The sequence below is a fragment of the Pseudomonas sp. m6p genome (assembly GCF_055760375.1).
Window position 1 is genome coordinate 5574481 of the sequence record NZ_CM147084.1, and the last position, 26107, is coordinate 5600587.

The 26107-nt window shown below is 61.6% G+C and carries 21 protein-coding genes and 1 pseudogene; 7 read left to right on the top strand and 15 right to left on the bottom strand.

Annotated elements, in window-relative coordinates; genetic code table 11:
• Positions 1–10: 10 nt before the first annotated feature.
• Positions 11–862, top strand: a pseudogene (locus ACYZUM_RS25530) (YifB family Mg chelatase-like AAA ATPase); the annotation flags it as partial.
• On the opposite strand, the gene ACYZUM_RS25535 reads toward ACYZUM_RS25530, so the two are convergent.
• From ACYZUM_RS25535 to ACYZUM_RS25545, 3 genes are all read right to left on the bottom strand, one after another.
• Positions 859–2073 carry an aldose 1-epimerase family protein gene (locus ACYZUM_RS25535; protein WP_086792411.1) on the bottom strand — a complete coding sequence of 405 codons (1215 nt, stop codon included), beginning with the start codon at positions 2071–2073 and terminating at the stop codon, positions 859–861. The pseudogene ACYZUM_RS25530 and the gene ACYZUM_RS25535 sit on opposite strands and share 4 nt — an antisense overlap.
• A gap of 219 nt (positions 2074–2292) precedes the next feature.
• The gene (locus ACYZUM_RS25540; protein WP_108184186.1) at positions 2293–4269 is read right to left on the bottom strand and encodes a methyl-accepting chemotaxis protein; all 1977 of its coding nucleotides are present in this window, start codon (positions 4267–4269) and stop codon (positions 2293–2295) included.
• 189 nt (positions 4270–4458) lie between these two features.
• On the bottom strand, positions 4459–5379 hold the full coding sequence (locus ACYZUM_RS25545) for a LysR substrate-binding domain-containing protein (protein WP_041071969.1): 921 nt from the start codon (positions 5377–5379) through the stop codon (positions 4459–4461).
• Positions 5380–5538: 159 nt separating this feature from the next.
• Between ACYZUM_RS25545 and ACYZUM_RS25550 the strand changes: the two genes are divergently transcribed.
• Positions 5539–6933 carry a NorM family multidrug efflux MATE transporter gene (locus tag ACYZUM_RS25550; RefSeq protein ID WP_108184187.1) on the top strand — a complete coding sequence of 465 codons (1395 nt, stop codon included), beginning with the start codon at positions 5539–5541 and terminating at the stop codon, positions 6931–6933.
• Between the two features lie 127 nt (positions 6934–7060).
• Here ACYZUM_RS25550 and ACYZUM_RS25555 read toward each other — a convergent pair whose 3' ends face one another.
• Positions 7061–8734, bottom strand: coding sequence for a putative bifunctional diguanylate cyclase/phosphodiesterase (locus ACYZUM_RS25555; RefSeq protein ID WP_108184188.1), 1674 nt, complete (start codon positions 8732–8734; stop codon positions 7061–7063).
• 254 nt (positions 8735–8988) lie between these two features.
• On the opposite strand from ACYZUM_RS25555, the gene rep reads away from it, so the two are divergent.
• Both rep and ACYZUM_RS25565 read left to right on the top strand, forming a co-directional pair.
• Positions 8989–10998, top strand: coding sequence for a DNA helicase Rep (rep, locus tag ACYZUM_RS25560; protein WP_108184189.1), 2010 nt, complete (start codon positions 8989–8991; stop codon positions 10996–10998).
• 57 nt (positions 10999–11055) lie between these two features.
• Positions 11056–11628, top strand: coding sequence for a xanthine phosphoribosyltransferase (locus ACYZUM_RS25565; RefSeq protein ID WP_473061193.1), 573 nt, complete (start codon positions 11056–11058; stop codon positions 11626–11628).
• 138 nt (positions 11629–11766) lie between these two features.
• On the opposite strand, the gene ACYZUM_RS25570 is transcribed toward ACYZUM_RS25565, so the two are convergent.
• From ACYZUM_RS25570 to dadA, 6 genes are all read right to left on the bottom strand, one after another.
• Positions 11767–13689, bottom strand: a complete 1923-nt coding sequence (locus tag ACYZUM_RS25570) for an acetyl-CoA hydrolase/transferase C-terminal domain-containing protein (protein WP_108184190.1) — start codon at positions 13687–13689, stop codon at positions 11767–11769.
• Between the two features lie 135 nt (positions 13690–13824).
• Complete coding sequence (locus ACYZUM_RS25575; RefSeq protein ID WP_041071964.1) at positions 13825–14241, bottom strand: c-type cytochrome; 417 nt, start codon at positions 14239–14241, stop codon at positions 13825–13827.
• A 182-nt stretch (positions 14242–14423) separates the two neighbouring features.
• Positions 14424–14972 (bottom strand): cupin domain-containing protein, encoded by a 549-nt coding sequence (locus tag ACYZUM_RS25580; RefSeq protein WP_007920393.1) that lies wholly within the window; start codon positions 14970–14972, stop codon positions 14424–14426.
• A gap of 88 nt (positions 14973–15060) precedes the next feature.
• Positions 15061–16134 (bottom strand): alanine racemase, encoded by a 1074-nt coding sequence (alr, locus tag ACYZUM_RS25585; protein WP_108184191.1) that lies wholly within the window; start codon positions 16132–16134, stop codon positions 15061–15063.
• 94 nt (positions 16135–16228) lie between these two features.
• Positions 16229–16582 (bottom strand): RidA family protein, encoded by a 354-nt coding sequence (locus ACYZUM_RS25590; protein ID WP_041071962.1) that lies wholly within the window; start codon positions 16580–16582, stop codon positions 16229–16231.
• Positions 16554–17858: a D-amino acid dehydrogenase gene (dadA, locus tag ACYZUM_RS25595; RefSeq protein WP_041071961.1), complete on the bottom strand. Its 1305-nt coding sequence runs from the start codon at positions 17856–17858 to the stop codon at positions 16554–16556. Before dadA ends, ACYZUM_RS25590 begins: the two co-directional genes overlap by 29 nt.
• Before the next feature lie 156 nt (positions 17859–18014).
• On the opposite strand from dadA, the gene ACYZUM_RS25600 reads away from it, so the two are divergent.
• Complete coding sequence (locus tag ACYZUM_RS25600; protein WP_003177284.1) at positions 18015–18503, top strand: Lrp/AsnC ligand binding domain-containing protein; 489 nt, start codon at positions 18015–18017, stop codon at positions 18501–18503.
• An 88-nt stretch (positions 18504–18591) separates the two neighbouring features.
• On the opposite strand, the gene ACYZUM_RS25605 is transcribed toward ACYZUM_RS25600, so the two are convergent.
• On the bottom strand, positions 18592–18945 hold the full coding sequence (locus ACYZUM_RS25605; RefSeq protein ID WP_108184447.1) for a YkgJ family cysteine cluster protein: 354 nt from the start codon (positions 18943–18945) through the stop codon (positions 18592–18594).
• 147 nt (positions 18946–19092) lie between these two features.
• Between ACYZUM_RS25605 and ACYZUM_RS25610 the strand changes: the two genes are divergently transcribed.
• On the top strand, positions 19093–20403 hold the full coding sequence (locus tag ACYZUM_RS25610) for an NAD(P)/FAD-dependent oxidoreductase (RefSeq protein ID WP_108184192.1): 1311 nt from the start codon (positions 19093–19095) through the stop codon (positions 20401–20403).
• A gap of 141 nt (positions 20404–20544) precedes the next feature.
• Here the strand turns inward: ACYZUM_RS25610 and ACYZUM_RS25615 are convergent, their stop codons facing one another.
• Positions 20545–20790 (bottom strand): DUF1127 domain-containing protein, encoded by a 246-nt coding sequence (locus ACYZUM_RS25615; protein WP_108184193.1) that lies wholly within the window; start codon positions 20788–20790, stop codon positions 20545–20547.
• Between the two features lie 179 nt (positions 20791–20969).
• Here ACYZUM_RS25615 and ACYZUM_RS25620 point away from each other — a divergent pair, with 179 nt between their 5' ends.
• Positions 20970–22448, top strand: coding sequence for an aminotransferase-like domain-containing protein (locus ACYZUM_RS25620; RefSeq protein WP_108184194.1), 1479 nt, complete (start codon positions 20970–20972; stop codon positions 22446–22448).
• Here ACYZUM_RS25620 and ACYZUM_RS25625 read toward each other — a convergent pair.
• The 3 genes from ACYZUM_RS25625 to ACYZUM_RS25635 are packed head-to-tail and all read right to left on the bottom strand — an operon-like array spanning position 22389 to position 26061.
• On the bottom strand, positions 22389–22928 hold the full coding sequence (locus ACYZUM_RS25625) for a DUF1120 domain-containing protein (protein ID WP_108184195.1): 540 nt from the start codon (positions 22926–22928) through the stop codon (positions 22389–22391). The genes ACYZUM_RS25620 and ACYZUM_RS25625 overlap by 60 nt on opposite strands.
• On the bottom strand, positions 22925–25348 hold the full coding sequence (locus tag ACYZUM_RS25630; protein WP_108184196.1) for a fimbria/pilus outer membrane usher protein: 2424 nt from the start codon (positions 25346–25348) through the stop codon (positions 22925–22927). Before ACYZUM_RS25630 ends, ACYZUM_RS25625 begins: the two co-directional genes overlap by 4 nt.
• The gene (locus ACYZUM_RS25635; RefSeq protein WP_108184197.1) at positions 25348–26061 is read right to left on the bottom strand and encodes a fimbria/pilus chaperone family protein; all 714 of its coding nucleotides are present in this window, start codon (positions 26059–26061) and stop codon (positions 25348–25350) included. The genes ACYZUM_RS25630 and ACYZUM_RS25635 overlap by 1 nt, the downstream gene beginning before the upstream one ends.
• Between the last annotated feature and the right edge of the window lie 46 nt (positions 26062–26107).

Genomic DNA, 26107 nt, shown 5'->3' on the forward strand with positions numbered 1-26107 from the left:
CTATGAAATCCTGTTCAGCGGGCCGCCGGGCACTGGCAAAACATTGTTGGCGAGTCGCTTGCCAGGCCTGCTGCCGCCCCTGTCCGAATCCGAAGCGCTGGAAGTGGCGGCGATTCAATCGGTCGCCAGCGGTGTGCCGCTGACTCATTGGCCGCAGCGTCCATTCCGTCAACCGCACCATTCTGCATCGGGGCCGGCGCTGGTCGGTGGCAGCTCGAAACCACAACCCGGCGAAATCACCCTCGCCCACCACGGCGTGCTGTTTCTCGACGAGCTTCCGGAATTTGATCGCAAGGTGTTGGAGGTACTGCGCGAACCTCTGGAATCCGGATATATCGTGATCGCCAGAGCCAAGGATCGCGTGCGATTCCCCGCGCGTTTCCAGCTGGTGGCAGCGATGAACCCCTGCCCCTGTGGATATCTGGGCGAGCCGAGCGGCAAGTGTTCGTGCACACCAGACATGGTGCAGCGCTACCGTAACAAGCTCTCGGGGCCGTTGCTGGATCGGATCGATCTGCACCTGACGGTGGCGCGGGAGGCAACGGCGTTGAATCCATTGGTCAAACCGGGCGAGGACAGTGCCAGTGCGGCAGCCGTGGTGGCCGAGGCACGAGAACGCCAGCAAAAGCGCCAGCGTTGTGCCAACGCCTTTCTTGATCTACCGGCGCTCAAGCGGCACTGCCAGTTATCCACAGCCGATGAGAAATGGCTCGAGTCAGCCTGTGAACGGCTGACACTCTCACTGCGTTCGGCACATCGCTTGCTCAAGGTTGCGCGCACACTGGCGGACCTTGAGCAAGTGGATGCGATCAAGCGTGAGCACTTGGCCGAGGCGCTGCAATACCGCCCGGCAACGCCTTAATGCTCGGTCAAATCCACCAGCGGCGCCTGCCGTACTTCGGTTTCGCGCCCGGCCTGAATCTCGGTCACGCGCTTCAATGCGTTATCCACAGCGCTTTTGTCTGCCAGCAGGCTGTAGCTGATCTGAAACTGTTGGCTGGCCTTTGGCGCAATGGTCGGTACCAGGTTCAGCGGACGCTGATAGCGGCGGTTGTAGGAAAAACTGGTTCCCGGCTCAAGGCCCGTGACATAGCCCTGCCCTTGGGTGTCGGTGTTTTTCCACAGAGAAAATACCGGCAGCTGCCGGGTATTGAAGCCGACGGAGACACCGAGGCTGCCAGCCTTGTCATGCAGCACGGTCAAGGTTTCGCCTTTGGCGTCGGCGTAGGGTATGACGTTGTAGACGGTTTCGTCATAGTCCTTGGTCGGCCCGCGATAGGTCTGCCAGTCGGCCAACTCGGCTTTGGCCTTGTCGTTGAAGGGTGAGACCTGTTTCACCGGTGCCGCGAACCGCGCGCCCTGCTCGAGGAACGGCGTGCTGAAGTTACTGTGGTACAGCGCCTGGTATTCCTTTGGATAATCGCCGTTGTTGGTCAGCGTATCGTTAAGGGCAAAACGGGTGCTGCCGGGCTCAGTGACAAGCTCCGTCATCACCGAAAAGTCGACTTTCTTGAACGCCTGCTCTTTCAGTTCGCCGCGCAGGCTGATGGCATAGGGTGGTTTTTCATCGATGTGCAGCGTGACGCTGCTGGCCGGGATATTGGCAGCGCGGCCGTGCAGGGTCAGCAACTCGCCATTGTCCATGCCGGGATGGCCGACCCATTCGTAACCGCAGCGTGTCACCAGTTCATTGAAGCCTTCCAGCCAGCCCAGACCACCGCGCCCATTGAGTTCGATGAAGGCCGGGTTGACCACGTCCTTGACCGGCGAATCCCAACCCATGCGTACATTGCCGACGGAGGCCTGCAGGACATTCATGCCACGGGTTGGCACCACCGAGAGTTTCATCGTGCCGTTATCGATATCGACGATGCTGACACCTTCCTGTCGCCCACCGTGCAGGGTGCGCAAGCTTATGGAGAAAGGTTTGCCGGTTTTCACACCGAGCTGCTCACTGGTGATCGTCCAGTTTTGCGCGGGCTTGTTGGTATCGAGGAGTACGTAATCCCAAGCCATCGCGTGGGTAGCAGCAGAGAGTGCGCCGAGGGCAACGGCGAATTTGAGCGGGGTCATGGCAGCAGCCTTTATTGGAGTTGTGCCATTTTTATAGCGCTGCGGAAACGTTTCAGCAAGTGCAATGGAGCTTGCGATCGTGTGATTTCCCAAGAATTGGCGGGGATCCATTCGCGAGCAAGCTCGCTCCCACAGGGATCTCGGGTGTTCACAGAATCTGTGATTCACGCCGGAAACTGTGGGAACGAGCTTGCTCGCGAAAGCTATATCAAGGCTGTATCAACGAAAGCGATCAACCTCGGAACGCAAGTCCGCCGCCAGTTTCTCCAGCTCTTTAGCCGTAACAGCTAGGTTCGACACAACCTCACGCTGCTCACTGTTGGCCAGCGCAATGCTCTGCAAATTGCTGCTCAACAATGTCGCGGTGCTGCTCTGCTCCTGCGTCGCCGTGGTAATCGCCGCAAACTGCTGCCCTGCCGAACGGCTCTGTTCATCGATCCGCGCCAGCGCCGACGCCACATTGGCGTTGCGCGACAGGCCTTCCTGCATCAGCACATTGCCCTGCTCCATGGTGCTGATGGCGTTGCCGGTTTCCTGCTGGATGCTGTGGATCATCCCGGAAATTTCATCGGTCGCCTGACGGGTGCGCGACGCCAGGTTACGCACTTCATCGGCCACCACAGCAAAACCACGGCCCTGTTCACCGGCCCGCGCCGCTTCAATCGCCGCGTTGAGCGCCAGCAGGTTGGTCTGTTCGGCAATCGAAGTGATCACACTGACGATACCGCCAATCTCCTGAGAGCGCTGACCCAGCGTGTTGATCACGGACGCCGTGGTGTTCAGCGCGCCAGCGATTTGCTCCAGCGAGGACGAGGCTTCTTCCATCGAGCTGCGACCGATCTGCGTTTGCTGGGCATTTTCCTGCGCCAGACGCTGAGTCGCGCCCATGTTGTCGGCAATGTTCAGCGAAGTGGCGCTGAACTCTTCCACCGCGCCGGCCATGCTGGTGATTTCGCCGGACTGCTGTTCCATGCCTTCATACGCACCACCGGACAAACCGGACAGCGCCTGGGCGCGGCTGTTGACCTCTTGCGAAGCGCGGCGGATGTGCTCGACCATGGTCGACAGCGCCTGGCTCATCTGGTTGAACGCGCGGGACAGCTGGCCGATCTCGTCATTGCTCGATACGTTCAGGCGCACGCTCAGATCACCGGCGCCCAAGGCTTCGGCCTGACGTACCAGATCGCTCAATGGCGCCAGTTTGCTGCGCAGCAGCCAGACCACCGAACCGACCGCCAACAACATCGCCAACAGACTGCCGATAGCCAGTTGCGTACCGACGCTCCAGGTCACCGCGCGGATCTCGGTTTTCGGCATGCTCGCCACCACCGACCACGGCCCGCCCTCGAACGGAACAGCAATGCTGTAAAAGTCTTCAGAGGTGTCGCTCCAGAACTCACCCTTGCCCGGTTTCGCCGCCAGCCCCTTGATCACCGGAACGGCCTGATCCAGCGCTTGCACGCCGGCCGGCGCCACCAGCCATTTATTCTGCTCATCCAGCAGCGCCAACGAACCAGTCTGGCCGATGCGGAAACGCTTGAGATTGGCAAACTGGGCGTTCTGCGCATCGGTGTAGTCAAAACCAACGAACAACACCGCAATCACCTTGCCGCTGCCGTCGCGCACCGGGGTGTATTGGGTCATGTAGGAACGATCGAACAACAAGGCACGGCCGACGTAGCCCTGCCCCGCCATCAACCTGGCATAGGCGGGGTGCGCATGATCGAGCAAAGTGCCGATGGCGCGCGTGCCGTCCTGTTTGGTCAGCGAGGTGCTGACGCGCACGAAGTCTTCGCCGCTGCGCACGAACAGCGTGGCGACACCAGCGGTCATCTGCTTGAACTCGTCGACTTCCTTGAAGTTGTTGTTCAGCACTTCACTGCCCAGGTGCAGGCCCGGGGTCTGGGTGCCGGCGACGTTCACCGGTTCATCCGGATGAATGCTCAGGCCCGCGCTGAAGCGCTTCTCGAACAACCCGCTCAGGCGCTGCGTGCTCTCGCGCAGCGTGCCGTGGAAGGTGCTCAACTGGTCAGCCAGCAGCCGCGCCTCACTGGCGAGGTGTTCCTCACGGGTGGCGAGATTGGCGGAATCCAGCGAACGCAGGGCGAATACCGTACTGCCGCTGATGACGATCGCCAATATCACAGCGAGCGCGAGGCCCAGCTGCGAAGCGATCCGAGCGCGAGGTTGAGACATGAACAGCTCCTGGCCGAGCCACCGGATCCTCCTTGATCGCAGCACCTGCTCGGAAAATTCTAATAATGGGGGTGGAATCGTGGAGACCGGCACGACGGTCCCACATGCTCATTTTCGGCGGTCAAACCGAATACTTGAGTAAATAGCGGGGTTATGGCGCAAGGCCGGCATTGTGGCGGCTCTAACGTTTCAGCTCAAGCGCTTGACTTGCGGCAGCGACATGGCGCGCACTTCGCCTTGCAGAAAATCACTGAGGCGGCGCAAACGTTCACCTCCCGGACGGGTTTTCGGCCACACCAGGTAGTAATTCAGGCCACTGGCGACGGCAGTCGGCCACGGCAGGCTCAAGCGGCCCTGCGCCACATCTTCGGCGACCATCAGCAGATCCCCCATCGACACCCCATAGCCTCGGGCAGCAGCGATCATGCCCAGTTCGAGGGTATCGAACACCTGCCCGCCCTTGAGCGACACCTGATCGGACAGCCCCATGTGCTCCAGCCAACTGCGCCAGTCACGCCGGTCCGGGGTCGGGTGCAGCAACTCGGTGGAGGCCAGCCGCGCCACATCCCAGGGTTGATCGTTCAGCAGGTTTGGCGCGCCGACCGGGATCAATTCTTCGGGAAACAGCAGGCTGGCCTCCCAGTCCGGCGGGAAGTGCCCGTCACTGAGCAGTACCGCGCAATCGAATGGCTCATTGTTGAAATCCACCGAATCCACGTCCATCCACGCACTGGTCAGTTGCACTTCGTTGCCCGGTTGCAGGTGGCGGAAACGACTGAGTCGCGCCAGCAGCCAGCGCATGGTCAGGGTCGATGGCGCTTTCATGCGCAGGATGTCGTCCTCGGCGCGCAAGGTGTTGCAGGCGCGTTCAAGGGCTGCAAAGCCCTCGCGAATGCCGGGCAACAACATCCGCGCCGATTCCGTCAGTTGCAGGTTGCGTCCGCTGCGGTGAAACAGCTTGCAGGCGAAATGCTCTTCCAGCGTCTTGATGTGCCGGCTGACGGCACTCTGGGTGATCGACAACTCCTCGGCCGCCCGGGTGAACGAGCTGTGCCGCGCCGCCGCTTCGAATGCGCGCAGGGCATACAAGGGTGGAAGACGACGGGACATACACAAAGCTCCTTTGGCGGCATCCGGCCACCCCGGCGAGGTTTACTCATGATGAGTTTTAATCATGCCACCCATCCTTTTTATCCTTTTGTGCAAACCTTTCCAAGCGCCGAGAATCGACGGTCTCTTGTTCCCTTTGATTGATGGGTGGTGATGACCATGCAGCATCCTGTGCGTACCGAACTCTGGGCCATCCTGCGGCTGGCGGGGCCGTTGATTGCTTCACAGTTGGCGCACATGCTGATGGTGCTGACCGACACCCTGATGATGGCGCGCCTGAGTCCCGAAGCGCTGGCCGGTGGCGGACTGGGCGCGGCAAGTTATTCGTTCGTGTCGATTTTCTGCATCGGCGTGATCGCGGCGGTCGGCACCCTGGTGGCGATCCGTCAGGGCGCCGGCGACATCATCGGCGCGGCACGTCTGACCCAGGCCGGGCTGTGGCTGGCGTGGCTGATGGCGCTCGGCGCCGGGTTGCTATTGTGGAATCTGAAACCGGTGTTGCTGCTGTTCGGCCAGACCGAAACCAACGTCAACGCCGCTGGACAATTTTTGTTCGCTCTGCCCTTCGCCCTGCCCGGCTATCTGAGCTTCATGGCCCTGCGCGGCTTTACCAGTGCGATCGGCCGGGCGACGCCGGTGATGGTCATCAGCCTCGGCGGCACCGTGGCCAACTTCCTGCTCAATTACGCGTTGATCACCGGGATGTTCGGCCTGCCGAAACTGGGGCTGACCGGCATCGGCCTGGTCACGGCAATCGTTGCCAACTGCATGGCGCTGGCGCTGGCCTGGCACATCCGCCGGCACCCGGCCTACGACGCTTACCCGTTGCGCGCCGGCCTGTCGCGGCCAAATCGTCAGTATCTGAAAGAACTGTGGCGACTCGGCCTGCCGATTGGCGGCACCTATGCCGTGGAGGTCGGTTTGTTCGCCTTCGCCGCGCTGTGCATGGGCACCATGGGCAGCACGCAACTGGGCGCACACCAGATTGCCCTGCAGATCGTTTCGGTAGCGTTCATGGTGCCGGCGGGGATGTCCTACGCGATCACCATGCGCGTCGGCCAGCACTACGGCGCCGGGCAATTGAGCGATGCACGCCTGTCCGGCCGGGTCGGGATCGTCTTCGGTGCAGTGGTAATGCTCGGTTTCGCCATGGTGTTCTGGCTGTTGCCGAATCAACTGGTCGGGTTGTTCCTCGATCACCACGACCCGGCGTTTGCCGAAGTCATTCGCCTGGCAGTGAGCTTGCTGGCGGTGGCGGCATGGTTTGAACTATTTGACGGTACGCAGACGATTGCCATGGGCTGTATCCGTGGACTCAAGGACGCAAAAACCACGTTTCTGGTCGGCCTCGGCTGTTATTGGCTGATCGGCGCGCCAGCGGCGTGGTGGATGGCGTTCCACCTGCATTGGGGGCCGACGGGCGTCTGGTGGGGTCTGGCGCTGGGTCTGGCGTGTGCGGCGGTGAGCCTGACGCTGGCGTTTGAATGGCAGATGAAGCGGATGATCCGGCGGGAGCCGCAATCTCGGGGCTTCAACATCCCTCAACCTGAGTGAGTTTCACCTTGTGGGAGCGAGCCTGCTCGCGAATGCGATCGGTCAGTCGAATTATCTTTGCCTGACACACCGCTTTCGCGAGCAGGCTCGCTCCCACAGGGGTTTACGCCTAACCCGGAAATTGCGCTCAACTGACGATTTCGAGCGCTGGCTGCTGGCTTGAGCCAAACGTCAGGTACTCAACCAACTCCGCCAACGGCAACGGCCGGCTGATCAGATACCCCTGCACCTGGTCGCAGCCAAAGCCGCGCAACAACTCCAGCTGTTCCGGTGTTTCAACCCCTTCGGCCACCACTTCCAGATGCAGGTTGTGCGCGAGGTTGATCATCGCGTGCACCAGTTTGCGGTTCTCTTCGCGCTGTTCCATGCCGCCGACGAAGCTCTTGTCGATCTTCAGCAAGGTGATCGGCAGGCTGTTGAGGTGCACGAACGACGAGAACCCGGTGCCGAAGTCATCCAGCGAGAAACGCACGCCGAGACGGCCGAGGGCGTCCATGGTCTGTTTGACCAGATCGCTGCGGCGCATCACGGCGGTTTCGGTGAGTTCGAATTCCAGCCACTGCGCCTCGACCCCACGCTCGGCAATCAGCCGACTGAGCGTCGGCAGCAACTGACTGTCCTGAAACTGGCGGAACGACAGGTTGATTGCCATGTGCAGCGCAGGCAGCCCGCGCTCGCGCAGCGCCTGCATGTCACGCAGGGCGCGGGAAATCACCCAGTAACCCAGCGGCACGATCAAACCGCTTTGTTCAGCGAGCGGCACGAATTCGCTCGGCGGCAGCAGACCACGCTCGCCATGACGCCAGCGCACCAGCGCTTCAAGGCCGACGATTTGCCCGTCCGCCAGATTCAGGCGTGGCTGGTAGTGCAACTCCAGCTCATCACGACGCAAGGCCCGGCGCAGTTCGCTTTCGAGGTCGGCCATGCTCCGCGCGTTGCGGTTGATGCGTTCGTTGAAGATATGGAACGTGCAGCCCTGGGTGCTCTTGGCCTGCTGCATGGCGATGTGCGCATGCCACATCAGCGGATCGGCGCCACCTTGTGCGCGGGCATGGGCGATGCCGAGGCTGGAGCCGATCAACAGGCTTTCGCCATCGACCCAATACGGTTCGGACAAGGCTTCAGTGATGCGTTCGGCCATCCACTCGGCGCGTTGTGGCGCACGGCGGGTGTCGATCAGCAGGGCAAACTCATCGCTGCCCAGGCGGGCCAGTTGATCACCGGCCTCGAGCTGACTTTTCAGCCGCGCAACGACCTGCAGGATCAGCCGGTCGCCGGCCTGATGGCCGAGGGCGTCGTTGGCGTGACGGAAGTTGTCGAGATCCAGATGCCCCAGGGCCAGACCGCGACCGTCGTTTTCCGCCAGGCGCGCCGCGAGCAGGGTCTGGAAGCCCTGACGGTTGGCGATGCCGGTCAGCGGATCCTGTTCGGCCAGGCGTTGCAGAGTATTTTCGAGAACGCCGCGTTCACGCACGTGGCGCAGGCAGCGGCGCAGCATGCCGGCGTCGAGCGCGTCGAACACCAGCCAGTCACTGACACCCACCGGCGCGGTGGAGGGTTCGTGCTCCAGCAGCAACACCGTCGGCAGGCTGCAACGGCCCGGGGCCGGCTGCAGCGCGGGAACGGTCAACAACACCGCGTGGCGATTGTCTTCGAACAGACTGCTGACCGACTCCCAGCTCGGCGCGCTGATCAGCACCGCCGCGCTCCCCATCGGAGCCAGACACTCGCGCAATAACGCTGTCCACGCTGGCTCTTCGGCCAGTAGCAGCAAACGCAAGGGTTCGACAGGCGTAGACAAGCTAGCTCCCTAGACTCTGCAATGATGTGGGCGGGGCATTATGCCGTTGCGATGTTCAATGACAACGATTATCAGAACGTTATTTTGTGTCACGAATGAGAACATTAGCCGCAAAATCACCGTGTATCCTCCGCGAAAGTAACAAAACCGGCAAATTTGAATCGCGTGGTGCGTCACAAGTCGGAGAGAGCAGCACAAATCGCTGAGCCTGTTAAAATACCGGCCCATTTCGTCAACGACTCCCGAATTTTCGTATGTCCCGACTCAATCCCCGGCAGCAAGAAGCCGTGAACTACGTCGGCGGCCCTCTATTGGTGCTCGCCGGCGCTGGCTCCGGCAAGACCAGCGTGATCACGCGCAAGATCGCGCACCTGATCCAGAACTGCGGCATCCGCGCCCAGTACATCGTCGCCATGACCTTTACCAACAAGGCTGCGCGCGAGATGAAGGAGCGGGTTGGCACCCTGCTGCGCGCCGGTGAAGGTCGCGGCCTGACGGTCTGCACCTTCCACAACCTGGGCCTGAACATCATCCGCAAGGAGCATGCGCGGCTGGGCTACAAACCCGGTTTCTCGATCTTCGACGAGACCGACGTCAAAGCCCTGATGACCGACATCATGCAGAAGGAATACGCAGGCGACGACGGCGTCGACGAGATCAAGAACATGATCGGCGCCTGGAAAAACGACCTGATCCTGCCGGCCCAGGCGCTGGAAAACGCGCGCAATCCCAAGGAACAGACCGCTGCCATCGTTTACACCCACTACCAGCGCACGCTCAAGGCGTTCAACGCGGTGGACTTCGATGACCTGATCCTGTTGCCGGTAAAGCTCTTCGAAGAGCACGCCGATATTCTCGAAAAGTGGCAGAACAAGGTGCGTTACCTGCTGGTCGACGAATACCAGGACACCAACGCCAGCCAGTACTTGCTGGTGAAGATGCTGATCGGCAAGCGCAACCAGTTCACCGTGGTGGGCGACGACGACCAGTCGATCTACGCCTGGCGCGGCGCGCGGCCGGAAAACCTGATGCTGCTCAAGGACGACTATCCGTCGCTGAAAGTGGTGATGCTGGAGCAGAACTACCGCTCCACCAGCCGCATCCTGCGCTGCGCCAACGTGCTGATTTCGAACAACCCGCACGAATTCGAAAAGCAGCTGTGGAGTGAGATGGGCCACGGCGACGAGATCCGCGTGATCCGCTGCCGCAACGAGGACGCAGAAGCCGAGCGCGTGGCCATGGAAATCCTCAGCCTGCACTTGCGCACCGACCGCCCGTACAGCGATTTCGCGATTCTCTATCGCGGCAACTACCAGGCCAAGCTGATCGAGCTGAAGTTGCAGCACCACCAGGTGCCGTATCGCCTGAGCGGCGGCAACAGTTTCTTCGGGCGTCAGGAAGTGAAGGACCTGATGGCCTACTTCCGCCTGATCGTGAACCCGGATGACGACAACGCCTTCCTGCGGGTGATCAACGTGCCGCGCCGGGAAATCGGTTCCACGACGCTGGAAAAGCTCGGCAACTACGCCACCGAACGCAAGATCTCGATGTACGCCGCCACCGACGAAATCGGTCTGGGCGAGCATCTGGACAGCCGCTTCACCGATCGCCTGTCGCGCTTCAAGCGCTTCATGGACAAGGTCCGTGAACAGTGCGCCGGCGAAGACCCGATCTCGGCCCTGCGCAGCATGGTCATGGACATCGACTACGAGAACTGGCTGCGCACCAACAGCTCCAGCGACAAGGCTGCGGACTACCGGATGAGCAACGTCTGGTTCCTGATCGAGGCCTTGAAGAACACTCTGGAAAAAGACGAAGACGGCGAGATGACCGTCGAAGACGCCATCGGCAAACTGGTCCTGCGCGACATGCTCGAACGTCAGCAGGAAGAAGAGGACGGCGCCGAAGGCGTGCAGATGATGACCCTGCATGCGTCCAAGGGCCTGGAATTCCCTTACGTGTTCATCATGGGCATGGAAGAGGAAATCCTCCCGCACCGCTCCAGCATCGAAGCCGACACCATCGAAGAGGAGCGCCGCCTGGCCTACGTGGGCATCACCCGCGCGCGTCAGACCCTGGCCTTCACCTTCGCTGCCAAACGCAAACAGTACGGCGAGATCATCGATTGCGCGCCCAGCCGCTTCCTCGATGAACTGCCGTCGGACGATCTGGCGTGGGAAGGCAACGACGACACACCGACCGAAGTCAAAGCCGTGCGGGGCAACAGCGCACTGGCTGATATACGCGCGATGTTAAAGCGCTAGAATTGACCACTTTTTACTAGACCTTCGGCGCACAAAGCGCCAAATGAGGACAGCTTCATGGAAGCATTGCACCAGAAAATCCGCGAACAAGGCATCGTGCTTTCCGACCAGGTCCTGAAGGTCAACGCCTTCCTGAACCACCAGATCGACCCGGCCCTGATGAAGCTGATCGGCGACGAATTCGCCACGCTGTTCAAGGATTCGGGCATCACCAAGATCGTCACCATCGAAGCCTCGGGCATTGCCCCGGCGATCATGACCGGTCTGAACCTCGGCGTGCCGGTGATCTTCGCCCGCAAGCAACAGTCCCTGACCCTGACCGAAAACCTGCTGTCGGCTACCGTTTACTCGTTCACCAAGAAGACCGAAAGCACCGTGGCCATCTCGCCGCGTCACCTGACCAGCAGCGACCGCGTGCTGATCATCGACGACTTCCTGGCCAACGGTAAGGCTTCGCAGGCGCTGATCTCGATCATCAAACAGGCTGGTGCCACGGTTGCCGGTCTGGGCATCGTGATCGAGAAGTCATTCCAGGGTGGGCGTGCCGAGCTGGACTCGCAGGGCTATCGCGTTGAATCGCTGGCTCGCGTGAAGTCGCTGAAGGATGGTGTCGTCACCTTCATCGAGTAACGGCTGAAAGACGCGAATACACCGCAATTCCTGTGGGAGCTGGCTTGCCAGCGATGGCGACCTATCCTTCAACATCCACGTTGACTGATACACCGCCATCGCGGGCAAGCCCGCTCCCACAGGTTTTTTTGTCGTTTTTTATTGCGCGGTAGCCTTCAGGCCGGTGAGCAGCAGGCGCTGGAACAGGTCTTCCTTCAAGCCTTCCGGGTTGGTCAGCTGCATACGTTCAAGGTGTTCGGGGAACGTCGAAGCCTCCGGCGCATCCAGCGCAGCCTTGCCCAATTCCAGAATCTCGCTCAGCTTGAACTTGCTTTTCAGCCAGTTCAGCGCTCGCAGCAGATCGCGCTCGATCGCGGTGAAATCACAACCCAGCGGATACTCCGGAAACAGGTTCGGATGCTTTGCGGCAATGGCCTGCAAGCGTTGCGGGGTGTTGTCGGCAAATCGCGGATCGAGGCGGAAGTCCTTCGGCAGCTTGCCGACCTTCTGTGCCTGCTCGATCAACCCCGGCTGGAAGCGTGAATCGCTGATATTGAGCAACGACTCGATCACCACCGCATCGGACTTGCCGCGCAGGTCGGCGATGCCGTACTCGGTGACCACGATGTCACGCAGGTGCCGTGGAATCGTGCAGTGGCCGTACTCCCAGACAATGTTCGAACTGACCTCGCCGCCGGACTCGCGCCAGCTGCGCAGGATCAGAATCGAGCGCGCATCGTGCAGCGCGTGGCCTTGGGCGACGAAGTTGTATTGCCCGCCAACCCCGCTAAGCACCCGCCCGTCCTCCAGTTGATCGGCCACGCCCGCGCCCATCAGGGTCATGGTGAACACGGTGTTGATGAACCGGGCATCGAGGCGCTGCAAGCGCTTGAGCTCTTCCTGACCGTACAGCTCGTTGATGTAGCTGATGCGGGTCATGTTGAACTCGAGGCGCTTGCTCTGCGGTAACTCGCGCAGGCGCTCATAGAAACTGCGCGGACCGAGGAAAAACCCCCCGTGTACCGCGATGCCATCGGTCTGCGCCGCTTCATCGAGGGTGCCGGCGTTGGCCTGCTCTTGCGTCTGAACGTCGGGGTAGACCTTGCGCCGGATGATCCCGGCATCGGCCAGTACCAGCAGACCGTTGACGAACATTTCACTGCAGCCATACAGGCCCTTGGCGAATGGCGCGGTACCGCCCTCGCGCTCGATCAACTGCGCCCACTGGCTGAGATTGATGTCATCGAGCAACGCTTGGTAACCGGCGTTATCTGCCTGCCGCGCCAGCAGTGCGGCGGTCAGTGCATCGCCCATCGAGCCGATGCCGATCTGCAAGGTGCCGCCGTCGCGCACCAGCGTGCTGGCATGCAAACCAATGAAATGATCCTGAAAGCCCACCGGCATGTTCGGCGTGGAAAACAGCGTGCTGCTGTCCTTCGCGTCGATCAGCAGGTCGAAAGTGTCGATATCGACTTCGGCATCGCCGGGCATGTACGGCAGGTCGGTGTGCACCTGACCCACCAGCAAAATGGTCTCCCCGGCATCGCGGCGCTTGGCGATCATCGGCAGCAGGTCAAGGGTGATGTCCGGGTTGCAGCTCAGGCTCAACCGATCGGGATGTTCGCTGCTGCTGGCAAGTAACTGCGCCACCAGATTGAGGCCGGCGGCATTGATGTCGCGGGCGGCGTGGCTGTAGTTGCTGCTGACGTAATCCTGCTGGGCCGGTGCGCTGTTGAGCAGGCTGCCGGGCTGCATGAAGAACTGTTCGATACGGATGTTGGCGGGCAAGCTGTCGCGGCGCAGGTCGGTGAGGAAATCGAATTCGGGGTAATCACCGAATACACGCTCGACGAAGGGTTCGATGAAGCGCTTCTGCAGACCGTCGCCCAGCGTCGGCCGCCCCAGGCACAGCGCGGTGTACATCGTCAGTCGCCGTTCGGGCAGGCTCTTGATGCGCCGGTACAGCGCGTTGACGAAGTGATTGGGCTTGCCCAGCCCCAGCGGCATGCCCATGTGGATATGCGACGGCAAGCGTGCGAGCACCTCGTCCACTGCCTGTTCGATCGAACACAACTGCACCATCTGAAGCCTCCTGCCCGTTCCGTGAATAGAGGTAGACCGAGCTTGCCTCGACTTTGCTGCAAAGGACAGCCCACGTCGCGAATCGCAGGCACAAAAAAACCGTCCGAAGACGGTCTTTTTCGTCAGAAGCGCGGCTTATTTCAGGCCGGACATCTTCTGGATCGCGCCTTTCAACTCGTCATCCGAGCAATCGGCGCAAGTGCCTTTCGGCGGCATGGAGTTGATGCCGGTGATGGCCTTGGCCAGGATGCCGTCGAGGCCGCCCTGATGATCGGCGCGGTCTTTCCAGGCGGCGGTGTCACCGATTTTCGGTGCGCCCAACAGGCCAGTGCCGTGGCAAGCGTTGCAATGTTTTGCAATCACTTCATCCGGGGTCTTCGCACCACCGCCGCCGCCCGCAGAGGCAGCGACTTCCATTCCTTTGCATTCCTGCCCCTGAACGCACACCTGGCCCACTGGCTCGAGGCGCTTGGCAATGTCGTCATTCGTCGCAGCTTGAGCGCTGACAGCCCAGAGGGCCAGTACGGTTGCTGGTGCGGCCAGCATTTTCATAATTAGGTTCACGCGTTCACCCTCAATGGTGGCTATTCACGCCTGCGGCCACGGTTCGCAGGCGGGCGCAAGTATAGCGGGTAGCCCGCCACACTGAAACAACCCCATAGTCGAAGGGGTTATACCGCGCAGTGGAAAAACTCTTCGGATGCCTTCGCCGTCATGGCCTGGCGCCTCTGTGTTTAAAAATTCGCCGGCGTGGCTGCGCTGATTAGTCGCGCAGGCGCGTCGAACGGATTACGGAAACGATGCGGCTTGGTACTTTCAAAATAGTAGCTGTCGCCGGCTTCGAGAATAAAAGTTTCCAGCCCCACCACCAGTTCCAGACGACCTTCCACCAGAATCCCGGTTTCCTCGCCTTCATGGGTGAGCATTTCTTCGCCGGTATCGGCGCCGGGCGGGTAGATTTCGTTGAGGAATGCGATGGCCCGACTCGGGTGCGCGCGGCCGACCAGTTTCATGGTCACCGCGCCGTCGGAGATGTCGATCAGCTCGTTGGCCTTGTAGACGATCTGGGTCGGGACTTCCTGCAGGATTTCTTCGGAAAAGAACTCGACCATGGACATGGGAATCCCGCCCAGTACCTTCCTCAGCGAACTGATCGAAGGGCTGACGCTGTTCTTTTCGATCATCGAAATGGTGCTATTGGTGACGCCCGCGCGTTTGGCGAGTTCACGCTGGGAAAGCCCTTTGAGCTTGCGGATCGATTGCAGTCGTTCACCGACGTCCAAGGCGGGAGCCTCCTGATGTTGTAAGAATATTGAGCGTTATCATGGCGACAGCGTTCAGTATTTACAACACTTGGCCCCCGCAGCGGCGTCAACCCTCGGAATAGAGCCTTGGCACCCGACGCAGGTTGCAGAAGATCTGGTACGGAATGGTGTCCGCCCACTGCGCCACTTCGCTGGCGAGGATGTTTTTGCCCCACAGCTCGACGGTCGAACCGAGGTCGGCTTCCGGCACCTCAGTGAGGTCGATGCACAGCATGTCCATCGACACGCGACCGAGAATCCGGCTGCGTTTTCCGGCCACCAGCACTGGCGTGCCGGTCGGTGCCTGACGCGGGTAGCCGTCGGCATAGCCCATGGCGACCACGCCGATGCGCATCGGTTTGTCGGTAATGAATTTGGCGCCGTAGCCGATCGGCTCGCCGGCGGGCAATTCACGCACGCAGATGACTTTCGATTCGAGCGTCATCACCGGTTGCAGGCGCTCGGCCACGGCGTTGGCTTCTTCGAACGGCGTTGCGCCATAGAGCATGATGCCCGGGCGTACCCAGTCGCTGGGGATCTGCGGCCAACCGAGCACCGCCGGCGAATTGCGCAGGCTGACTTCGGCCGCCAGGCCCTGACGCGCCGCCTCGAACACCGCCACTTGATCGGCGCTGCTCTGCTCGTGCAACTCATCGGCACGGGCGAAGTGACTCATCAGCACGATCTTCGCCACTTTGCCGCTGGCCAGCAGGCGTTGATAGGCCGCCGCGTAATCCTTCGGATGCAGGCCCACACGGTGCATCCCGGAATCGAGCTTCAACCACACGGTGATCGGTTTGCTCAATGCCGCCTGCTCGATGGCTTCGAGCTGCCACAACGAATGCACCACGCACCAGAAATCATGCTCGACGATCAGCGCCAGTTCATCGGCTTCGAAAATGCCCTCGAGCAACAACGTCGGGGCCTTGATGCCCGCCGCGCGCAGCTCCAGCGCTTCTTCGACGCAGGCGACGGCGAACCCGTCGGCCTCGGCTTCCAGCGCCTGGGCGCAACGCACCGCGCCGTGCCCGTAGGCATCAGCCTTGATCACCGCCAGCGCCTTGGCGCCGGTGACTTCGCGGGCAATTCGGTAGTTGTGGCGCAGGGCTTCTAGGTCGATCAGGGCACGGGCAGGACGCATGGCGGCAGACTTCTAGGCGGTCATGGGAATAAAAACCGGCGCTGGCTGACGGCGTGAACCGCCAACAGCGCCGGGAGAGGGATCTTTGAAACGGTTACGGCAACGCGGCGACGATGGAAATCTCGACGAGGATGCTCGGCTTGGCCATCTTCGCTTCGACAGTGGCGCGGGCCGGGGCGGCGCCTTTGGGCAGCCACTGATCCCACACCGAGTTCATCCCGGCAAAGTGCGCCTCGATGTCGTTCAGGTAGATCGTCGCTGACAGCAGATGCTGCTTGTCAGTCCCGGCCAGATCCAGCAAACGCTCGATGTTGGCGAGCACGTCGCGGGTCTGCTGTTCGACCCCGGCGTTGAAGTCATCACCGACCTGACCGGCCAGATACACGGTGCCGTTGTGGGTGACGATCTGACTCATGCGCTCATTGGTGAGCTGGCGCTGGATTGCCATGTTTTGCGGACTCCTGAGGCTTGTTGCCGTAACGGGAAATATCGAGGCCTTCGGCGCTGATCTGCGGCTTTTTCTTCGCCATCAGATCGGCGAGCAAACGACCGGAACCGCACGCCATGGTCCAACCCAGGGTGCCGTGACCGGTGTTGAGGAACAGGTTCTTGAACGGTGTGGCACCCACGATTGGTGTGCCGTCCGGCGTGGTCGGACGCAAACCGGTCCAGAAGCTCGCCTCGGTCAGATTGCCGCCCTGAGGATAAAGGTCGTTGACGATCATCTCCAGGGTTTCGCGCCGACGCGGGTTGAGCGACAGGTCAAAACCGGCGATTTCCGCCATGCCGCCGACGCGGATGCGGTTGTCGAAACGGGTGATCGCGACCTTGTAGGTCTCGTCGAGAATGGTCGAAGTCGGGGCCATGTCCGGGTTGGTGATCGGCACGGTCAGCGAGTAGCCCTTGAGCGGATACACCGGGGCCTTGATGCCCAGCGGCTTGAGCAGTTGCGGCGAGTAGCTGCCGAGGGCCAGCACGTAGCGGTCGGCGGTTTCCAGCTTGCCGTCGATCCACACGCCGTTGATGCGGTCGCCAGCGTAGTCGAGGCGCTGGATGTCCTGACCGAAGCGGAATTCCACACCGAGTTTCACGGCCATTTCCGCCAGACGCGTGGTGAACATCTGGCAGTCGCCCGTCTGGTCGTTCGGCAGACGCAAGGCGCCGGCGAGGATATCGGTGACATTGGCCAGCGCCGGCTCGACGCGGGCAATGCCGGCGCGGTCGAGGACTTCAAACGGCACGCCGGATTCTTTAAGCACGGCGATGTCTTTGGCGGCGCCATCCAGCTGCGCCTGGGTGCGGAACAGTTGCGTGGTGCCGAGGCTGCGGCCTTCGTAGGCGATGCCGGTTTCGGCACGCAGTTCGTCGAGGCAGTCGCGGCTGTACTCGGACAGACGCACCATGCGCTCCTTGTTCACCGCGTAACGGCTGGCGGTGCAGTTACGCAGCATCTGCGCCATCCACAGGTACTGGTCGATGTCGGCAGTGGCCTTGATCGCCAGCGGCGCGTGGCGCTGCAGCAGCCATTTGATGGCCTTGAGCGGCACGCCCGGCGCGGCCCACGGCGAAGCGTAACCCGGCGACACCTGGCCGGCGTTGGCGAAACTGGTCTCCATGGCCACGGCTGGCTGCCGGTCGACCACCACCACTTCAAACCCGGCACGGGCCAGATAGTAAGCACTGGCGGTACCGATGACGCCGCTACCCAAGACCATTACGCGCATTTTTGTATCCCTCATCGCGGCGGGGCCGCGTACGTCTGTTGTTAGAGCAATGATGCGCGCAGTGTAAAAAAGAATGGCCAGTGCATTTCACTATATAAGCGCCTATATTTGGCGACAATTCTCGGCAAAAACCCTTTTCACGGAGGCGCATCCCCTATGCGTACCAACACTCAGACCAAACGTGAGCTGGACAAGATCGACCGCAACATCTTGCGGATCCTGCAGGCAGACGGGCGCATATCGTTTACCGAACTCGGGGAGAAGGTCGGCCTGTCCACCACGCCGTGCACTGAGCGGGTGCGAAGGCTGGAGCGCGAGGGGATCATCATGGGCTACAACGCCCGCCTGAACCCGCAGCACTTGAAGGGTAGCCTGCTGGTGTTCGTCGAGATCAGCCTCGACTACAAATCCGGCGACACCTTCGAAGAGTTCCGCCGCGCGGTGCTGAAACTGCCGCACGTGCTGGAATGCCACCTGGTGTCAGGGGATTTCGACTATCTGGTGAAGGCGCGGATTTCCGAGATGGCTTCGTACCGCAAGCTGTTGGGCGACATTCTGTTGAAGCTGCCGCATGTGCGCGAGTCGAAGAGTTACATCGTGATGGAAGAAGTGAAGGAGAGCCTGAGCCTGCCGATTCCGGACTGAGATTTGGAAGATCAAAAGATCGCAGCCTTCGGCAGCTCCTACAGGTGAATGCATTTCCATGTAGGAGCTGCCGAAGGCTGCGATCTTTTCAGACCAGCACCTGCCGATTCGAAGCCATGTACTCGAAGACCTGCTTTTCCACCCGTGGATGAATCAGCTCCACCGGCCCGCGCCCGTTCGGGCACGGCAGGGTTTTGGTGGTACCGAACAAGCGGCAAATCAGCGGACGCTCGCCATACACCGTGCAACCATTGGGGCCCAGGTGCACACAGTTCAGCTCTTCCATCGCCGCATCCTGTTCGGCGCGGGTCTTGCGCGGCAGACGTGACATTTCTTCCGGGGAAGTGGTCACCGGTCCACAGCAGTCATGGCAGCCGGGCACGCAGTCGAACGTGGGTATCTGCTGACGCAGATCGCGAAGGGTCTGGCGATTGCAACTCATCGAAACGGTAACCCACATGAAATAGGCGGCAATTGTGCCGCAAAAGCCGTGATCCAGACAGCAACGACCGACCAGTGTTGCCCGTGCTCGGGCGTGCGGCTTATGCTCCGTCAAATTTTCTCGACACTCAGCCGTTGGATGACGCCCATGAACGCCCGCGCCCGAACCTTCGCGAGCCAACCCCACGTTGCCTCTTACTACGCCGCCAGCAGCCTGCCGCAGCCCGATCATCCGCAGCTGCAAGGTGAAGTGATGGCCGACGTGTGCGTGGTCGGCGGCGGGTTTTCCGGGTTGAATACCGCGCTGGAACTGGCCGAACGCGGCCTCAGCGTGGTGTTGCTGGAGGCGCACCGGATCGGCTGGGGCGCCAGTGGCCGCAACGGCGGACAGTTGATTCGCGGGGTCGGCCACGGCCTCGACCAGTTCGCCAATGTCATCGGTGCTGACGGCGTACGCCAGATGAAACTGATGGGCCTGGAAGCGGTGGAAATCGTCCGTCAGCGCGTCGAGCGCTTTCAGATCCCGTGCGATCTGACCTGGGGCTACTGCGACCTCGCCAACAAGCCGGCCGACCTCGAAGGCTTCGCCGAAGACGCCGATGAGCTGCGCAGCCTCGGCTATCGCTACGAAACCCGTCTGCTGCAAGCCGATGAAATGCACACCGTGGTCGGCTCCAAACGCTATGTCGGCGGCTTGATCGACATGGGTTCCGGGCATTTGCACCCGCTGAACCTGGCGCTGGGCGAAGCCGCTGCCGCACAGCAATTGAGTGTGAAGCTGTTCGAGCAATCGGCTGTGACGCGGATCGATTACGGCACCGAGGTTCGCGTCCACACCGCTCAAGGTTCAGTGCGGGCGAAAACCCTGGTGCTGGGCTGCAACGCTTACCTCAACGACCTCAATCCGCAACTCAGCGGCAAAGTGCTCCCGGCCGGCAGCTACATCATCGCCACCGAGCCGTTGAGCGAAACCCAGGCGCACAGCCTGCTGCCGCAAAACATGGCGGTCTGCGACCAGCGGGTGGCGCTGGATTACTACCGGCTCTCGGCGGATCGGCGTCTGCTGTTCGGCGGTGCCTGCCATTATTCCGGGCGTGATCCGAAGGACATCGGCGCCTACATGCAACCGAAGATGCTCGACGTGTTTCCACAACTGGCAGGCGTGAAGATCGACTATCAATGGGGCGGGATGATCGGCATCGGTGCCAACCGGTTGCCACAGATTGGCCGACTCAATGACCAGCCGAACGTGTATTACGCCCAGGCCTATTCCGGGCACGGGGTAAACGCCACGCACCTGGCTGGCAAGCTGCTGGCCGAGGCAATCAGCGGGCAGCACAGCGGTCGCTTTGATCTGTTTGCCAAGGTGCCGCACATCACTTTCCCCGGCGGCAAGCATTTGCGTTCGCCGTTGCTGGCGTTGGGGATGTTGTGGCATCGGCTCAAAGAGTTGGTCTGATGTTTTTGCTGCGTCCTTGAAGCCGCCATCGCTGGCAAGCCAGCTCCCACAGGTTTTTGCGGCGAATACAAATATTGTGAACACCAAATTACTGTGGGAGCTGGCTTGCCAGCGATGAGGCCCGCCAGAAAAATACAGGTTTCAGATCCGCCAGAACGGCTTCAACCCCTCTTCATTTGCCTGCTCCCGGGTCAACCCGACATCCTTGAGCTGCTCCGGCGTGAGACTCAGCAACGCCTTGCGCGTGTGCAGACGATGCCAGAACAGGCCCCAGCGGCTCAGGCCGGAGGGCGCGTTGCGCATGGCGCTATTCCATGCGCTGTCCTCCTGCCCTGCCGCCAGTTCCTGACTGTGTAACGTCAGCCGCACATCGCTCAAGCCGTTCATTTTTGTCGCTCCTGTTTACTTGGGTAGCCAGAGATTCCATGATGCGCGGGTCGGCAAAAGCATTACAGATTCAACACACCTGTATTAATCCCATACAGATTTGCCGTTTCTGCGTCTGAATCACCGATTTTTGCTGCATCTGTACTGGTTTAACGAATCACCTGCATCGAGGCAGTGCCATGACCCTGTATGTGAACCTCGCCGAGCTGCTCGGCACCCGCATCGAACAAGGCTTCTACCGACCCGGTGATCGCCTGCCTTCGGTGCGCGCCTTGAGCGTAGAACACGGGGTCAGCCTGAGCACCGTGCAGCAGGCCTATCGCATGCTTGAAGACAGCGGCCTGGCAACGCCGAAACCCAAGTCCGGCTACTTTGTGCCGGTGGGCCGCGAGCTGCCGGAGCTGCCCGCCGTCGGGCGTCCGGCGCAGCGGCCGGTGGAGATTTCGCAGTGGGATCAAGTGCTGGAGCTGATTCGCGCAGTACCGCGCAAGGACGTGGTGCAACTGGGTCGCGGCATGCCCGACGTGACCACGCCCACCCTGAAACCACTGCTGCGTGGGCTGGCGCGGATCAGTCGCCGGCAGGACATGCCCGGGCTGTATTACGACAACATCCACGGCACCCTCGAACTGCGCGAACAGATCGCCCGGTTGATGCTCGATTCCGGCTGCCAGTTGAGCGCCAGCGATCTGGTGATCACCACCGGTTGCCACGAAGCGCTGTCCACCAGCATCCACGCGATCTGCGAGCCGGGCGACATCGTTGCGGTGGATTCGCCGAGCTTCCACGGCGCCATGCAGACCCTCAAAGGGCTGGGCATGAAAGCCCTGGAAATCCCCACCGATCCACTGACCGGCATCAGCCTCGAAGCGCTGGAACTGGCGCTGGAGCAGTGGCCGATCAAGGTCATCCAGATCACCCCCAACTGCAACAACCCGCTGGGCTACATCATGCCGGAGTCGCGCAAACGCGCGTTGTTGACGCTGGCGCAGCGTTTCGATGTGGCGATCATCGAGGACGACGTGTATGGCGAACTGGCTTACACCTACCCGCGACCGCGCACGATAAAATCCTTCGACGAGGATGGCCGCGTGCTGCTGTGCAGTTCGTTTTCCAAGACCCTGGCGCCGGGGCTGCGCATCGGTTGGGTCGCGCCGGGACGGTATCTGGAACGGGTGCTGCACATGAAATACATCAGCACCGGTTCCACCGCGCCACAGCCGCAGATTGCCATTGCCGAATTCCTCAAAGGTGGCTACTTCGAGCCGCACTTGCGGAGAATGCGCACGCAATACCAGCGCAATCGCGACGTAATGATCGATTGGGTGACGCGCTATTTCCCGGCCGGCACTCGCGCCAGTCGTCCGCAAGGCAGCTTCATGCTCTGGGTCGAATTGCCGGAGGCTTTCGATACGCTGAAACTCAATCGTGCATTGCATGACCAAGGCGTGCAGATTGCCGTCGGCAGCATCTTTTCCGCGTCGGGCAAGTATCGCAATTGTTTGCGGATGAATTACGCGGCCAAACCGACACCGCAGATCGAAGAAGCAGTGCGCAAGGTCGGCGCGGCGGCGATCCGGCTGCTGGCCGAGTCCGAATCACTCGAGCTGAAACGTACCGTATCCCTCGAAGCGCTGAAGGTCGGCGACACGGCTTGAGGTATCGCTGACGCGGGCTTCGATCTGCAGTTCCACCTCCAGATGGCGCCCGGTGGCGATGCTGCCCGCGCGCCGGTTCACGATGCGATCACCAGGCTGCAGCAGATCCGCCGCGCCCGTCCGGCCTCCCTCGCGCTGCCATTGCACCGGCGCGCCATCCAGACGCGCCGCCACCATGCGTAGCTGCAAGCGTCCCGCTGCCCAGCGATAATCCAGCGCATCGCTGTTCGGGGCAGAAAACGACCAGGTGAACGAACGCGCGGCCGGACATTGAATCCGTAGATGAACCGTGCGCACCCCAAAACTGCCGTCATTGCCCGATTGCCGGGCGCGCAGCTCCGTGCGCGTCGAAACGCCATAATCCACAGCGCTCGGTGAGAGCGTCATCTGACAGGCGTCGCTGGCCATGACCGACGTTGCTGCCAGCGCTCCCAGCGTGATCAGGATAATCCGTCGAAGCATGCGCAATAACTCGCTCATGTGAGATTCAAAGGCTGACAGAGCGCGTCGACGGGCTCGATCAACGCGTGCTCGTCCGGCGCTTCAGCCAGATTGAATTGCAGGTCGCAGTGCGCGCTATCCGACAGTTGCACCCGCAGCAACTGCCCGGGTTTGATATCCGGAAGAAAGATCGTCCCGGCCTCAAGCACCGTAGTCACGAATGCGCCTTGCCGGTCTTGAACAAGCAAACCACTGGGCAGCCATTGCCGATCAACCGTTCTGGCCTTCAACAGCACACGCCGCACACGGGTGACGGTGAAATCCAGATGCTGAACCGAGCCGCGCCCGGCCTCCACTTCCTGATAACCGTCGAGCACCTCCACATTGCGCGGCAGGCTCAGTGGGTCGACCTCCAGCCTGGCCGTCGCATAGGGCGGCAGACTCGCCGCTACTGCCCGGCCCGAAACGTCCGTCCACACCGGACCTTGCGGCGTGTACAGCTTCAGACCCGCACGGTCACCAGCCTTGAGCACGGCAAAGGTCTCGCGCAGCGGATACGGCGACAGCGTCACACCGTCGCGATGCAGCACCATGCCGCCACGCAGGCCCACGTCGAACTCACTTGCGCTGTCACGCTGGTTCAGGCCCAGGTCCACACGGCTGTAATGCGTCAGTGCGTTGACCCGCAATCCCAGCGATGGCGCTGCGGCTTCACGCTGTTCGGCGCTGGCGCTATAAGCCAGGGTTTCACTGAGCACCTCGCTCATCGACACGCCACTGCGCACTCCGGATCGCGGATCGCTGCGCACATAGCTACGAGCCCTGCGCTGCTCACCCAATGGCATCCCGACCGTCAGATAAGCCGAGGTGCCCCGACGCCACGCGTCGGTATCGCCGATGCTGCGCTCAAGACTCAACGACAGGCTGATCCGCTCGGGCAACGTCTGCGACCAGGACAAACCCAGGCGCATGTTGGGTGGCCCGTCCACGCTGGTGTAGCGCGACCAGGTCATGCCGAATGCCCCCCAGCGCTCGACAGTACCGTTGAGCGAAAATGTCCAGTGATCGCGCCCGGTGGCCTCGGCGCGTCCCCGCTGCTTGTTCCACCCTGTGTCTGACAGGGTGCGAAAGCCCTGACCACGGCGCACGGCAACCACGCTGGTGGACAGATTCGGCGACAACACGGCACTGACGGTCATTTGTAATTGATGCCCTGCAATACCTGTCTCTCGATCACTGGACAGCACCTGGCGCACACCGCTGCTCAGATTGCCCGGCCATTGACGCTGCAGCCCCCAGCCTGCCGACAGGTAGTCCGCCCCACCCAGGATCCCGCCGCTCACGCGCAACGCTCGCGACAGACTCCATTCCCGGCCAAAGGTGGCAAACGATGGCGCCTGACGATCATCCGCACCCTGGCGTCGCACCGTGCCCAGCGCCAGATTGAAGCCGTCCGCACGGTCTGATTGCGCGTCTTGAAGACTGGCTGCAGGAACGCGGAAACGCCGCACCTGCCCTTCTTGCTCGTGCACGCTGACTTCGAGGTCGAGTTGGGTGCTCAACAATGGCAGCGCGCGCAGAGTGAATGGCCCACCGGGAACCCGCGTGGTGTAGATCAGCAAACCGTTCTGTCGGACTTCGATTCGCGAGGGCGACCAGGCAATGCCCTCGACCTCGCCACGCGCGCCCTGCTGTGCCGCGCGCAATTGCGCGAACGCATCCTCCGGCAGAATCTGCACACCGCTGAACGCTTCGCCGGCAAACAAGGGCGACTGCAGGTTCAACTGACCGATCTGCACGCTGGTTTCGTAGTCTTCCAGGGTGCGCATGCCATAGGCATACAGATGCTCGAAGCGCGTACTGTCGGGCAATTGCGTATAGGACTGGCGACTGCGCAAAACCCAGTTGCCAGCGTTCAAGCCAATCTCCGAACCCAGGCTGCGAAAATCGCTGCGCTGCCCCCCTGACTGGCCGCCCATGACCAACGCATCGTAATTGAACACGCCGCCGACACCGCCGTTGGTGAAGGTGTGCGGTTGATGTTCCGGCAACGCCAGCAGGTCGGTCGGTAGCAGCAGGTCGATCTGCTCCTGGCCGGGATGCAGCTCGACGATGGCCGAGGGCAGACCTTCGCGCAGTGTCAGACACGGGTCGACCGGCGCCGGAGCCGCTTGTGCGCGCACGCCGGCAGCCTTGAGCAAGGCCGGTTGCAGGCACGGCTCGCCCTCGGCATCGAACGTCACGAACACCCGACCTCGAGGCTGTCCATTGACCTCCAGCGCGACCAGACGTGTGCCTTGGGAGAAACGCGGTGCCTGGCGAAAGTACGCTGCCAATGCCGGATCGAGTCCGCGCTCGCGAAGCATCTGCGTATCGAACTCCACCACCTCGCCGGCCAGCGCCACGCCGACACCCTGAGCCATCACCAGCGCCAGTCCCCGACGGGCAGAACCGCGCATCAATGCGTTACCGGAGCATCAAAGTGATCCACCGCAAAGCCATAGGTGGTGGCCGGAAAAATCCGTACGGCCATGGCCCGCACCGTCGAGCTCAACGGTAACCAGACGGACAGGCGCTCTCCGGGCAGGATCCAGGTACGCGGCAGCTCCACCACCTGCGTGCCCGGCAGCGGAACAATCGCCTTCGCCAGCCGCACAACGTAAGGACTGGGATTACTGACCAGCAGGCCTTCAGCCGTGGCCGACCAGCGCAGCCGCTTCCATGGCTCGCGCTCGACTGGCAGGCCGGCGGGGCGCAGGATCACCGGCAGGTTTTGCCGAACCCCCAGATTGACCCGGGCGCCGTCGACACCTGCGACAGGATTGATCCCCTCAAAGATCACCCGCTTCAGACGCTCGGTCTGCAACGGTTCGGCGCTCTGCAAAATAAACCGTACCTGCTGCACCGCGCCGGCCTCGACCCGGGCCACCGACGGGCTGAACAGCAACAGCGTCTGATCATGCGGCTCGATGTCTACGATCGTGGTATGCAGCAGGGCCGGACGCGTTTCGGTATTGCGCACGTTCATGGTTGCTTCGCCCACGCCCTCATCCACCACCAACACAGGGGTCTGCGGCACCATGCCCGCAGCGTGGACGACAGGCATCAAAAGCAGGGCGAGCAGGCACAGTGGCAGCGCCCTGAAGACAGGACGACACATCGAAATCAGCATCGGTATTGTTCCGCTGGGAATGGCAACGCCCCCGTCAAAGGGCGCG